Source organism: Planococcus sp. YIM B11945 (genome assembly GCF_050864155.1).
GTDB lineage: Bacteria > Bacillota > Bacilli > Bacillales_A > Planococcaceae > Planococcus.
On the sequence record NZ_JBOZWR010000007.1, the window covers coordinates 121,244 to 133,813 of the forward strand.

General features: G+C 44.2%; 15 protein-coding genes. 7 read left to right on the forward strand and 8 right to left on the reverse strand.

Translation table 11 applies throughout. From position 1 onward, the window contains the following. Positions 1-26: 26 nt before the first annotated feature. The 3 genes from ACRRQV_RS14100 to ACRRQV_RS14110 form a co-directional block, all read right to left on the reverse strand. Complete coding sequence (locus tag ACRRQV_RS14100) at positions 27-734, reverse strand: ABC transporter permease (RefSeq protein WP_432531951.1); 708 nt, start codon at positions 732-734, stop codon at positions 27-29. Next, positions 731-1,579, reverse strand: coding sequence for an ABC transporter ATP-binding protein (locus tag ACRRQV_RS14105; protein ID WP_432531953.1), 849 nt, complete (start codon positions 1,577-1,579; stop codon positions 731-733). Before ACRRQV_RS14105 ends, ACRRQV_RS14100 begins: the two co-directional genes overlap by 4 nt. Positions 1,580-1,687: 108 nt before the next feature. After that, the gene (locus tag ACRRQV_RS14110; protein ID WP_432531955.1) at positions 1,688-2,722 is read right to left on the reverse strand and encodes a LytTR family transcriptional regulator DNA-binding domain-containing protein; all 1,035 of its coding nucleotides are present in this window, start codon (positions 2,720-2,722) and stop codon (positions 1,688-1,690) included. A gap of 194 nt (positions 2,723-2,916) precedes the next feature. On the opposite strand from ACRRQV_RS14110, the gene ACRRQV_RS14115 reads away from it, so the two are divergent. The 4 genes from ACRRQV_RS14115 to ACRRQV_RS14130 all read left to right on the forward strand — a co-directional run bounded on the left by ACRRQV_RS14115 (position 2,917) and on the right by ACRRQV_RS14130 (position 4,521). After that, positions 2,917-3,288: a group-specific protein gene (locus tag ACRRQV_RS14115; RefSeq protein WP_432531957.1), complete on the forward strand. Its 372-nt coding sequence runs from the start codon at positions 2,917-2,919 to the stop codon at positions 3,286-3,288. A 16-nt stretch (positions 3,289-3,304) separates the two neighbouring features. After that, positions 3,305-3,823 (forward strand): RNA polymerase sigma factor, encoded by a 519-nt coding sequence (locus ACRRQV_RS14120; protein ID WP_432532415.1) that lies wholly within the window; start codon positions 3,305-3,307, stop codon positions 3,821-3,823. After that, positions 3,801-4,046, forward strand: coding sequence for a hypothetical protein (locus ACRRQV_RS14125; protein ID WP_432531960.1), 246 nt, complete (start codon positions 3,801-3,803; stop codon positions 4,044-4,046). The genes ACRRQV_RS14120 and ACRRQV_RS14125 overlap by 23 nt, the downstream gene beginning before the upstream one ends. Positions 4,047-4,128: 82 nt before the next feature. Beyond that, on the forward strand, positions 4,129-4,521 hold the full coding sequence (locus ACRRQV_RS14130; RefSeq protein WP_432531962.1) for a hypothetical protein: 393 nt from the start codon (positions 4,129-4,131) through the stop codon (positions 4,519-4,521). Between the two features lie 31 nt (positions 4,522-4,552). Here ACRRQV_RS14130 and ACRRQV_RS14135 read toward each other — a convergent pair whose 3' ends face one another. Further along, positions 4,553-4,801, reverse strand: coding sequence for a hypothetical protein (locus ACRRQV_RS14135; RefSeq protein ID WP_432531964.1), 249 nt, complete (start codon positions 4,799-4,801; stop codon positions 4,553-4,555). 232 nt (positions 4,802-5,033) lie between these two features. Between ACRRQV_RS14135 and ACRRQV_RS14140 the strand changes: the two genes are divergently transcribed. Together ACRRQV_RS14140 and ACRRQV_RS14145 are read left to right on the forward strand one after the other, a co-directional pair. Continuing rightward, a complete protein-coding gene (locus tag ACRRQV_RS14140) occupies positions 5,034-6,044 on the forward strand; it encodes an STAS domain-containing protein (protein WP_432531966.1) in 1,011 nt (336 codons plus the stop codon). Positions 6,045-6,152: 108 nt separating this feature from the next. Then, on the forward strand, positions 6,153-7,040 hold the full coding sequence (locus ACRRQV_RS14145) for a fructose bisphosphate aldolase (protein WP_432531968.1): 888 nt from the start codon (positions 6,153-6,155) through the stop codon (positions 7,038-7,040). 193 nt (positions 7,041-7,233) lie between these two features. Here ACRRQV_RS14145 and ACRRQV_RS14150 read toward each other — a convergent pair whose 3' ends face one another. The 3 genes from ACRRQV_RS14150 to ACRRQV_RS14160 all read right to left on the reverse strand — a co-directional run bounded on the left by ACRRQV_RS14150 (position 7,234) and on the right by ACRRQV_RS14160 (position 10,734). Then, entirely contained in the window at positions 7,234-7,803 is a 570-nt protein-coding gene (locus tag ACRRQV_RS14150) for a lipoprotein BA_5634 family protein (protein ID WP_432531970.1), read from the reverse strand. Positions 7,804-8,078: 275 nt separating this feature from the next. Beyond that, the gene (locus ACRRQV_RS14155) at positions 8,079-9,257 is read right to left on the reverse strand and encodes a PLP-dependent aminotransferase family protein (protein WP_432531972.1); all 1,179 of its coding nucleotides are present in this window, start codon (positions 9,255-9,257) and stop codon (positions 8,079-8,081) included. A gap of 115 nt (positions 9,258-9,372) precedes the next feature. Further along, positions 9,373-10,734 carry a vWA domain-containing protein gene (locus tag ACRRQV_RS14160; protein ID WP_432531974.1) on the reverse strand — a complete coding sequence of 454 codons (1,362 nt, stop codon included), beginning with the start codon at positions 10,732-10,734 and terminating at the stop codon, positions 9,373-9,375. 227 nt (positions 10,735-10,961) lie between these two features. Between ACRRQV_RS14160 and ACRRQV_RS14165 the strand changes: the two genes are divergently transcribed. Beyond that, positions 10,962-11,465, forward strand: coding sequence for a BsuPI-related putative proteinase inhibitor (locus tag ACRRQV_RS14165; protein WP_432531976.1), 504 nt, complete (start codon positions 10,962-10,964; stop codon positions 11,463-11,465). Between the two features lie 16 nt (positions 11,466-11,481). On the opposite strand, the gene ACRRQV_RS14170 is transcribed toward ACRRQV_RS14165, so the two are convergent. After that, positions 11,482-12,474 (reverse strand): MJ1477/TM1410 family putative glycoside hydrolase, encoded by a 993-nt coding sequence (locus ACRRQV_RS14170; protein ID WP_432531978.1) that lies wholly within the window; start codon positions 12,472-12,474, stop codon positions 11,482-11,484. Positions 12,475-12,570 lie beyond the last annotated feature (96 nt).

Consider the following 12,570-nt stretch of genomic DNA (forward strand, 5'->3'; position numbering starts at 1 on the left):
GAATGACTGCTTCGGATTTTTGTTTTTTAATCGACCATCCGCTTCCGGTAGACAACTACCGTTAATGCAGCAGCTGCCACTGTCCAAATGAGGATGATGCTGAAATGGGACAGCAGTGAACCGAAACCGATGCCTTCTTCGACTTTTGCAGCAATTTGAATCAATTGCTCATTTGGAAAATAAGCGAGCACTTTTAAAATGGGGTATTGTTCTGCAAACGGAACTGCAAACGAACCGAACGAGAAGATGCCAAGTACAGGCAAGACGATGACCGATGACTCCATAACTGACTTTGCCCACAGCCCAAGCAGCGTGCCGAGTGCGATATAGAAAAAAGAAGACAAGACCAATGCCAGTGCAATAACTCCGATGTTGGCCGGTTGGTATTCAGCCAATAAGGCACTTCCGAGTAAAATCACCATCGTCAAAACAAAAGACAACAAACTTTTTCCGCCAAGAATCTCTGCCGTACTCGCTGGAGACAGCATCAACCCACGCAAGGTATTTTTCTCTTTTTCTTCTGCAATCAAGCAGCATTGGACATACGTAGCAATTATGGCGAACGTCATATTAAAGATCATGTAATGGGCTTGTAGTGTATCCACGCCCATTCTGCTGTAGATGGCGGCCATGAATAACGGAAGAAAAATGACAATCGACACTGCTAAATTTCTGGAGAAATCCTTAAAATCTTTTTGGAAAATGGCGTTTACGCGTCTCATTGAAATGTTCATGCTAATACCCTCCCTGTCATTTGAACAAAAATATCGCCTAGTGACGGTTCATTTGAATGAATGGTCACGATTTGGTTCGTTTTCATGTACTCGTACAACTTTTCTGCACCATCCACACCGGACGGCAATACCACTTTCTCTTCACTGACCAACTCCACCGTTACCGTAGAGTCAGAGTGGTCTTTCTTTAAACGGTCCGGTTCTCCGAGCAATTGAATTTGTCCTTTATTGAGAAAAGCGACGCGATTGCACAGCAAATCGGCTTCTTCCATATCATGAGTCGTCAAAAAGATGGTAGTGCCTTTGGCGTTAAGTTCTTGCAAACCTTTATAGATGTGCCGTGTATTGACTGGATCGAGCGCCGACGTCGGTTCATCAAGAAACAACAAGTCCGGCGCATGGAGCAGAGCCCTTGCTAGCATGACGCGCTGTGTCATGCCTTTCGACAAAGCGGAAATCTTTTTCGTTTTCTCCGATTTCAAATTTACGGAATCCAGCACCTCATCAATTCTCCCTAACGCAACGTCATAGAGCTGACAATACAATTTCAAATTCTCATAGATGCTGAGCCGGCTGTATAAACCATTGTTATCGGTTAAAACGCCAAACCGCTGTCTATATTCCGGTTTTTTCAGTTGATTTAAATCCGTCCCAAAAATAATTGCCGTTCCGCTGGTCGGCAACAACTGACCAGTCAAGATTTTGATCATCGTCGTTTTTCCTGAACCGCTCGGCCCGAGAAAACCGAAGATCTCCCCTTTTCGAATAGAGAAGTTTACTTCTTCAAGTGCCATTTGATTGGCGTATACTTTTGTGATGTTTTTCACTTCAATTATGTTTTCCATATCCATCCTCCTGAAAATCGTTTTCTTAATTGACTTCAGATTAAGGGAATTTCAGGAAGATAACAGCTGTTTCCGGTTGAAAGGAGCCATTTTGATGTTGAATGGAGCTTATTTAAGCCCCAACATTCCTTTCAAATCCGCCATTTTCGTTTTAGAAAGTGGAATTTTGGCTTTATCTGCATCTGTCAGAACCAAACTATAGCTATTTTTTGTCCAGGTAATCACTTCCCGCACCTTTTGAAGATTGACGATGTACGAGCGGTGGCAGCGGAAAAAGCCAAATGGCAGCAGCCGCTCTTCCAGCTCGTTCAACGTGAAAAAGCTGGGAAACGCTTCACCATTTATATGTAAATAAGATTGTCCTTCGGAACTTTCTATGTAATCAATTTCTGGCGGATCGAACAAGACAATCTTCTCATTCACTTTTGTCGGTATTTTCTCAAAGCGGATCGGCTGAACTTCTTCAGTTGGCAGAACGTTTTCCTCTACAAGCGCCAGTGCTTCATCTTCGCTTTCTCCCTCCACCGTTTCCACTTGTTGCAGCCCTTTATGATCCAAGCGGTAAACCCGGCTGCCTAACGTTACGGCAGACTCCATATTTCCCGTCAATAGCAAAACGCCTTTATTTTGTTTTTGCAAATTTTGAAGAATCGAAATAAAAATTCGTTTGGATTCATGATCCAAGTTTTGATCCAGTTCTTCCAGTACAAACACGTCTGGATTTTGCAGCAGCACGCAAGCGAATTGCAGCCGCTTTTTTTCAGAATAGGACAACTTTCCAGCTTTTACTTTGCGCCTATCGGTTAATTGGGCCCATTGAAGCACATCTTGGATTGGAATGGGTGAATGGTAGAGATTGCTGTAAAAACGCAGCGTTTCCTCGACGTTTAACCGCTCATAACATCCGTTTTCCAAGAAAAGCAACCCGAGGCCAGATCCGTTTTTCCGCAGCACTTTTTCGTTCAACGAAATTTCCCCACTCGACAAAGCGGAATCTCCTAACAACAGCGCCATCAATTGCTGCCTTACATTGACATTCGAATGGATGGCAATAATGTCGCTCCTATTCACTGCCAAATTAAAGCGTGGAAAAATTACGGTATCGGAATGCTGCTTTTCAGCATCAGTAAACTGCAAGACCATTTTTCTCACTTCCTTTGGATTCCCTATATTTTCTTAATATACTAATTATAGCAAAATAACCTTATTCTGTTTCTGTCGTTTTTTGCTAATTTCTCATAAGTTGCTCTTCTTTTCTCAAAAAGCAAAAATAATGTGAACCTTTCGCTCTTCCCATTTGTATAGTTAATAACAATAAAAAATTAGGAGTGATTGAGATGGGGACAGGATGGATCGTATCATTAACGGCAGTGGGTATTATTATGGCCATTATTTTGGCAATCGCTATTCCAATGGATAAAAAGTACGTGGTTCGCAAGAAAGGAAAAATCGATTACAAAAATACCACTATCTATTTAAGATGGAATGTTTTTGATACACTGACTTTAAGCTTAGCAATTTACACAATCATTTGTGTTCAAGTACTGAATATCTTAATCTCAACCGGCCAAACCGTTGAAAATCCATATGTTCAATTTTTTACGAACCAATCTCAAGTTTGGACGTTCGTCACCATCATGTATTTGGTCAGCCGAGTATCCATGACATTAAAATCGATAAAGGAACGGTGGGGAGCCGGCATTGAATGAACGCGCTGAACAATTGATGGCCGCTTATCAAAATGGTGATAACGAAGCATTAGAGAGCATTTACCTATTGATGAAACAACCGTTGTATTCGTTTGTTTTCCGCTACACCCGAGATGAGCAGCTCAGCATTGATCTGGTGCAAGACGCCTTTATGAAACTGCAGGAGCAAAAGCAGCAGTTTGATCCTGCCAAAGGAAAATTGGCTTCTTACCTGTTTCAGATTGCGTACCGGCTCATGGTCAACAAATTGAACCGCCGGAAAAAACTGCACAGCCTGCTTCCCTTTCTGATTCCTCAGCCGAAACCAGATGCACAAAGCGTTGACCGCATCACCGTCAGGAAGGCCGTCTCAAAATTGCCTGATATCGACCGTGCGGTGGTGCTGTTGTTTTATTACCATGACGTCAGCCAAGCGGAAATAGCAGTGATTCTCAAAATCCCCCTCGGCACAGTCAAGTCCCGATTGCACCGGGCACTCAAGCAATTAAAAATCGAATTGGAGGATGATTTCAATGAATCCCAACCTGCTAGATAAAGATCCGCATCTTCGTTCCAAACTGGACGAATACCATGTGGAGGCCCCTGATTTTCCGATGAAAGCCTCCAAGAGCAGCCGGTTCATCCGCTTTCTCGGGTCACCGGCGAAAGATCCGTTTGAATCGCTGATTTCCACTGAAAACGGCATGTTGGCATTAAAAGTGGCGCCTGTTGCTGGCGGCTTCGGGCTGTTGGTGCTTCAACTCGCATTCTTTCTGTGACAACTTCCTAAAAGAAGTTGTTTTTTATTTTTGAAACCTGCATTTTTCGAAAGCGTCTTTTAGAAATAAAGGAGGCGGTAAAATGAACGACTTTTCCTTCACTAAATTGTTGAGCGGTTTTGCAGCGGCTATCACGTTTCTCGCTGCATTAGCTTTTGGCTTTTTGGCATTTATCGGGGCTAGCTTAGGGAAAGCTTTAAATTCCAATGCTGTTTCCGCCTCGGATAGTGCAATGGGCTTTCTTGTCTTTTCAGCACTCGTCATTTGCAGCGTTATTACCGGGTTGGGCAGCTACCGATTAGCTAATAAAAATTGGAGATTGGCATATGTTGGATTTTGCTTTTTATTGGGGCTAGGGTTTATTGGGGGATTTTTCATTTCCTTTGGCGCACTTGGAATAAAAAACGAACTATTGATTTTGTGCATCGGTTTGACGTATTCTTGGCTTGGTTATCTAGCCATGAAAAAGAAATGACCACCTTCTAATGAAGGTGGCCGCCCGTCCTTTAATATTGATCGCCCGTATTTTTCACGTGCGTTTTTTTGCCCGTTCGATGGTCTGTAATGACTTTATCTTTTTTAGGAACATCAGACGTGTCTTCATCGGGAGCATTCTGAAAAGGGGCATCGTTATTGCCTTTCTCGTCATCCACGCCCATAAACTTTTGCGCTCGGTCCACCACTTTATCCGCTAGGGTGTCCACGTCTTTTGCATGGTTTTTTTCGTCATATTCTTCTGAAGCGTTTTTTGCCATGTAAATCCCTCCTGCGCTATATAAATAACTGAATTATCTTATAGTTTAATTTTCTCTTTTTCATAATGCAACTGAATCGGCTCTTGAGACATGAAGTGGTTCAATAAACCAACTAAAGGACTAGACTTGAATTGTTTAGAAAGGCTATGCCACCGGGAAAACAACAGTAATTAGCCTGCCTGCAATTTCTTGATTGATGCGGCTTAATTTTCGACAAACTGGAGGATCGTTTATGAAAAATGAAATCACTATTGAAGGCGTGGAATTGAAATGGGATTCTGAAGCAGGAGAGGTTTTGTTTGAAGGCGGAGACGTCGTATTTTTTTGGATTTCGGCCATGAAAACCTTTTTTGATTCCATTAAAGAAATTTCAGGCTTAGATGCAACAAATCTCGTTCTTGAAACAACCGGCTTTCGGCAAGGCGTCATTGTCGGTGAAGGATTTCGTGAAATGAAGAACATTGATACATCCAATATTGTCGGATGGATTTCGAACACATATGCCTCTGCTGGCTGGGGGAAAGTTGAAATCGTCGACATGGACAAAGAAACCAATCGTTTTACCATGCATATCCGAAACGACTGGGAATATAAAATGAACCAATTGGAGCACACACAAACGGAAGGCATTTTTGTGCCTTCGCATTATGCAGGAGTGCTTACCGGCATTTTGGGCATCAACTTTTGGTACAATACCATCCAATATCAAAGCGAGGCAAATCCGTATAGCATCGTTGAATACTTTCCTTCGCAGATCACCGTCCAAAAAAACATTCACGAACTATCACGCCGCCAGGAAGCGGAGCAGATCAAGCAGCTGGAAATACTCGTCGATCAAAACACGAAAGCGCTGCAAAACCTAGTGCTGGAACTTTCTTCTCCTATTATCCCTGTCCTTGAAGGCATTATCGTGGTCCCAATGATTGGCACGTATGATGAACAACGAGCGGAAGAATTGCTTGATAAAACCTTGCAGCAGCTTCCAAAACATCAAGCCAATTACCTGTTGTTGGATTTGACGGGATTAAACAAGCAAATTTCTGCCCATACAGCAGAACTGATTGATAAATTAGGCTCTTCTTCCCGGCTTTTGGGGACAGAAACCATTTTGGTCGGCGTCTCTCCGGAACTTGCCTTGCTCATTTCTCAAACCTTGACCAATCTGAAAAAATTCGAATGCCTGCAAACCTTGCAGCATGGCATTTATTTCGCCCTGGGAAAAAGCGGACGGCGAATTGTGTGAACGGAAAATTCTTAATTTCCTTTTGTAGTTCCTAACAGTTATTGTTACAATATTCTGTGTAAGGCTTTCTGTTAATTTTCACGAAAAATTATCTAAGGAGCTGGGACAATGAATCAAGAACAATTCGATTTAGTGAAAAACGGAAAAGGGTTTATCGCTGCACTGGACCAAAGCGGCGGCAGTACGCCAAAAGCGTTAAAGCTTTATGGCGTTTCCGAAGACCAGTATTCAACGGAAGAGGAAATGTATGACCTGATCCATGAAATGCGGACACGGGTTATGACCGCTCCCGCTTTCAAATCTGACTCGATTCTCGGTGCCATTCTCTTTGAACAAACGATGGACCGTGAAGTGGATGGCCAGTATACACCGGATTATTTATGGGAGAAAAAAGGCGTGGTCCCTTTTCTGAAAGTCGACAAAGGGCTGGCAGATGAAGCGGACGGCGTTCAATTAATGAAGCCCATGCCCAACCTAGATGAATTATTGCAGCGAGCTAATGAACGAAATGTTTTCGGAACCAAAATGCGTTCTGTGATTAACGAACCAAATCCTGATGGCATTCGGCAAGTCGTTGATCAGCAGTTTGAAGTCGCAAAACAAATCCTTGCAGCGGGACTCGTGCCAATCATCGAGCCCGAAGTAAACATCCATAGTGAAAACAAAGAAAAATGCGAAGAGTTGCTGAAAAAAGAACTTCTCAATTATTTGGATCAGCTGAGCGAAGACCAGAACGTTATGCTGAAGCTATCCATTCCAACCGTCAATAACCACTACAAAGAATTGATCGATCATCCGCGTGTCGTACGCGTCGTTGCTCTTTCCGGCGGCTATTCACGCAAAGACGCCAATGAAAAACTGGCAGCCAACAACGGCTTGATCGCCAGCTTCTCAAGAGGCTTGTCTGAAGGCGTCAGCGCCAGCCAATCAGACGACGAATTCAATTCAGCGATTGAAGATTCAATTCAGACGATTTATGAAGCATCGATTACGTAACGAGTAAATTAGGGACTGCCCCAAAAGGTCATTCTTACTGACTTTTTGGAGCAGTCTTTTTTCTATTTTTTCTACTGCAGCCTTTTTATGTATCCTTATTTTCTTTGGAGGCTAAGCTATGAAAATTTTCAGATCAAAAGGCGCTTTCATTAACCACAGTGGTTAACAGAAACGCCCTTCGCTGCATTCGGACTCAGTCAACGATTCGCACAAGCTGAGCCCGTTCTACATCAAAATCTTTCATGCCGTCAGGATCTTTTTTGTATTGAATGATCCCCATTGTTTTTTCAGCCCCTTCGATTGCAGGCCAATCTTCGTTGTCGACGATCAAGAACATGTCCACATACGCTCGGCCGTCACCGATAATGGAATTTCCTTCGTACGTTGTTTTTAATGTTTGTCCCTCAAGTACAAGGCCATCTTTTTCTTTTTTGGCGTAAAGGATGCTTTCCCCTTTTGCGACTTTTGGCAATGAAGAAATCGCTTTTGTTTTGTCGTTATCCATCACTTTTTTCAGCAATTCTTTATCGACAAGTGCTTGCGCCGTTTCTTCATTGATCACCATCATCCGCTCGTTTTCAGTTTCCACCACTTTAATGGAAAACTTTTCTTTTTCCCCTTTTGGTTCTTGTTTTAAGGATTCCAGAATTTTCTGTTCGTCTCCGTATAAAATAATGCCGTTTGCTTTTTCAAAAAGCCCGCATCCGGTGAGTAATACACTTGCCATAAGTGCTGCTGTAAAACCCAGTAATTTCTTCTTCATCGCTGCTCCACTCCTTTTTCTGTTTCGTTTATGCAGTTTGCCGATTGTTTGCCATCAATCAAAAATTCCCCAACTGCCATAATGGCCTCTACTACTTTTTTCATCTTTGTCTTCCTCCTTTTCAAGAAGCCTTGCACCTCTTGGTATTGATTTAAGTATAGGCACCATTTCCAATGCCAGCATTTACTTAAGATGACGGTTGCCTTACAGTTTTGCAATATACGGACAAAAAAAGCACTGCCGATAACCTTTTAGGTTACCAGCAGTGCTAGTTTTTATAAGAGTTCTCCCAGCAAGCGAACTCCTTCGACAATTTCTTCTTCACTGGCATAACTAAACGACAGCCGCAAAAATTCAGTGCCTTCTGACTCCTCGAGGAAAAAGTACTTGCCGGGCACATAAGAGACACCAGCGGCCAACGCTTTTGGCAGCAACTGTGCCGTATCCATCCCTGGAATGCGGAGCCAAATAAAATAGCCGCCATCCGGCACGTACCAAGAAGCTGATTGGGGTAGGAATTGCTCCAAAGCGGCAATCATTGCTTGGCATTTTGTTTCGTATGTATCTGCCAAAAAGTCCAGCCGGCCGTCAAAATCGCAGTTCCCGAGAAATACTGCCATAGATGCTTGGGCAAACGGATGGTTCAAATCTTTCTTTAACCAGCCGAGCGTGGTGATAAACTGCTCTGGCCCCGCGACCCAGCCGATCCGCATGCCCGGTGCGACCACCTTCGAATACGAACCAATATGGAAAACCCGCTCATGCCGGTCCATTGCTTTTAACAATTTCGGCTGATCTGCAAAATTGAGTTCGCCGTACGCATCGTCTTCTATAATAAGAAACCCGTACTCCTCAGCTAACGCCAAAACTCGTTCCCTGCGCTCTTGGGACATGGTTGTTCCCGTAGGGTTTTGCGAAGTCGGAATGGTATACAGCAGGCGTGGCAGCGGCTGCCCCTGCTTTTTCCGTTTGGCCAGTATTGCCGCAAACTGGTCCGCATCAAATCCATTCGCATCCACCGGCACTGGGATGAAATGCTCCGTGTAATTGCGGAAAATCTCCAATGCTTCCATATAAGTCGGCGACTCAATTGCCACGACTGCTTCATCGTCCAAAAAAGCCCGTGCAATCAAATCGATTGCTTGGCACGCTCCGGCTGTGACGAGCAGTTCTTCTTCAGAAACTTCTACTGCCCTCAAAAACAGGCGCTGCCGAATAAATTCTTTTAGATTCGGAACACTCGGGCTGCCGATGTATTGAAGCGGCAAATCTCCTTCTGCCTCCAGCAATTCCGCTACCGCCGCTTTTAATTCTTGGGACGGCACGAGTTTTGGCTCGGGATAGCCGGAACTGAGCCGGATGCAGCCTTCAGGAAGCGCTGAAAACCATTGGCCAGGCGGATCATTTTTCAAAGCCACTTTGATCTGGTTGGAATATGGAAAGTTTGGTTTCATTATCGTCCCACTCCTTTTGCGATGCACTCTATCAATCTTATTGTACTGTGCAGCCTTTCGCAAGAACATGAAAAGGCCGTATCCGTTTGTTTTACCAAACGAAACGGCCAATAAATCAGGAAGAGTACTCGTCTGTTTTCTCTTCTTTTAAATTATTCACTTTGTCTTCCAGCTTTTCTTTCATGTCTTTTCGGATGGCGTCTTTTCGTTCTTTTTCATGGTCAAAATACTCCGCAACCGTTTCGTGCCGGATGTCGATGAGTTCGTTGTATCGCTTGACGGCTTCTTCGTCTTTGAATTTCTCAAGCTTTTTCAACTCAAAATGAATGCTGTACATTTTGTTTTTTGCAGATAAGGACTTGCCGTAAATATCATTGTTGTACGACAGCAATTCGCCGTAGATGTCGTTGCTTTGCGCAAGGATGTCGCCATAGCGGTCATTTCCCCACGCCAGCCATTCCGAGTACAGGCGGCTGTATTCTTGTTTTAAATAGTCATTCAAATCACTTTCAGAGTAGACCGATTTGTATTGGCCTTTGCCGGCTTTCGCTACCGCTTCAAGTTGTTTTTGGCCTTCGTTGTCAACGTCAAAGCCGATGATGTTCACTTCTGCTTGAATGTCCGATTCGTTCAGTGAAGCTGCAGCAGCTGCCGGGTCGCCGCCGCACGTTTCAATGCCATCGCTTACTACATACACGACATTGCGTACATTTTCGCCTTTTTGATCCTGCAAATCTTTTTCCGCCGCTTCAATCGCGCCGGCTAAAGGCGTCCAACCGGCTGGGTCAAATTGGTCCAATGATTCCGCAAATGCCTGTTCGTTAAAATCACCCAGCTCATACACCACTTCATTGCTCCTGCACGACATTTCTTTATCTGCATCTGAACCCGTGCCTTCGTGTCCGTAAACACGAAGCATAATATTCGATCCTTTCGGCAAATCTGCGGCGTAGTTGTGGATTGCTTGTTTGGCCAATTTCATTTTCTGGCCGCCGCTTACTTCCGCAGCCATGCTTCCGCTGGCATCCAGCAAAATTGCCACGTTGACGGTTTCTTGTTCCGGAATGTCGATTTCGTCTTCCGGTGTGGAAGAATCAATCGTGATTACCGGATCGATGGCTTCAAATTTCTCGGCCGACTCTTCAATGTCTGGAGCTACAAGCGATACCGCAAACGAGTAAGCTTCTTCTCCTGTCATGCCTTCTGGTGCAGCTTCTAGTTCTTCAAGCAACTGCTCTTCTTCTTGTTCCGTCATTTCCGATGCCGCGTATTTCCCTTTTTCTTTTACGAGTTCTTCTACGTTATGTATGGCCGCTTCCGGAATAGCCGGATCTATTTCTTTTTCTTTTTCAGGCTGCTTTTCTTCTTGGGCAACAGGTTTTTCTTCCGCTTTTGATTCTTCTTCACCGGAACAGCCGGTTAAAATTGCTGCGAATAATCCAGAGATAAACAGCCATTTCAATTTTTTCAGTTTCAAAATTCTCCATCCCTTCTAATCGTTTTAATTAGTGTACGGCAGTCCAATTCAGAAGTTTCGCGATTTACCGGTTTTGGTTCTATATAACCCCTATCAACTTTTTCATCTTGCAAATTTTCAAAAACCAGATAGGAGAGAAGACTTACATAAAACTGCTTGTAACTTTTGATTCCCTTAAACGTTCTTATGTTAAACGCACAAGACATAGACAGCTAGGAGGACACCGGATGAAAAAACAAACAGGATTTCTGGTTTTATTGCTGATGCTGCTGGCATTGATTCTGGCAGCTTGCGGCACAAAAGAAGACAACACAACCGGCGGACAGCCGCCAGATTCTCCAGAAGAAGAAACCCCTGGAACAACTGATGAGTCTTCAGGAGGCATTGTGGCAGGCGCACTCATCCCGAACCTAGAACCGCTGGATGACAACACGTACCGCTATACCTTGACCAACCAAACCGAAGAAATCAAAACGTTCTCCTTCACGAGCGGCCAACGCATCGACGTTTCCTTGTCAGACGAAAGCGGCAGCCAAGTATTTCTGATGTCGTCCACCGCTATGTTCACGCAGGCGCTTGGCGAAGAAACCGTCAAGCAAGGCGAAGAGCTGAGCTATGAATTTGATATTCCCGAACTCGATCTGGCACCTGGAACGTATAAAGTAGAAGCGTGGCTGACGCCAAAAGAAGGGCAAGATTTTAAAGCAGAAAGCGAATACACAGTAGAATAAAAAAAGATGGTCTCCGTTAATCGGCGGACCATCTTTCTTTTGGTATGAGAGCAGCCAGCTCCCTGTCATGATAGGCAGCCAGGCACTGAAATTTTTGCTCTTTGCAAAGTTTCAGATATTCGATAACTTCTTGCTCGCTTTTAGAATCCGAACTTGCGACATAATCGGCAGCCAGCACGGTTTTCCCAGCATTTTGAATGGTTTTTAAATAAGGCAGCCGTTCTTCTGTGTCGGTTTGCCGTTGCTCTTCGTCAAACCATAGATCTTCCACACCGATTCCGTCGATTGCGTTTATATAAGAACCATCGTCATCATAAGCAAGAATCGTCTCGGCGTTTTGCGGAAATACTTGAAAATTTGGCTCGTCTTTTTTCATATAACTTGAAATCCGTTTGACGAGATCCATCATCCGTTTAGCGGCTTCTTCTTCCGTTGCCGGGTCTTCCACAAGCCGCTGTTCTTTTGCAAAAGTGGAAGCGTCTCCCCAATAAAGATAGCCATCCACTATATCCAAGTAAACGCCGCTAAACCCTTGTTCTTTAATTTTGGCAAGTTCCGGTTCCAGCAGCTTCCACCATGCTTCATCCCAATAACGGACGTTGATACTTTCCGGCCAGGAAGGATTGGGCTCGCGTCCCAGCCATAAAGGCGCTTCCTCTTTTACTTTCAGAACACCGTTTTTCTCGGCTCCCCATTCTTTCTTCCAATAAGCCAAATAAGCGCTTGCTTCCCCAATGCTCAAATAAGCCAAAACGGTCATGCCGCTTTCTTTCATCTTGGCGATTTCGTCTCTCGAATAGCGCGTGTCTTCGCTTCCTTCCCCAGTCGGGTCCAACACTGCCCACGTATAGCCGCTGTCGGCAATTTTTTCAGGCTCTGCATTTTGGAGCTGGTATAGCCAATCGTTTTGAATAAGTTCAGCCTGACGCTTCTCTTTTTGTTCGGTGCATCCGGCTACAATCAAAACAGCCGAAAGCAACAAGCAAACCAAGCGGATCTGATGAGCCATCCTTTTTCCTCCTTGGCAGCTGGTGATTTACCAAAAGTGTAGCATATTTCCCGATTCCGATTTCACTGCTTTTCTTCAATAAAAGAATAGATTTTT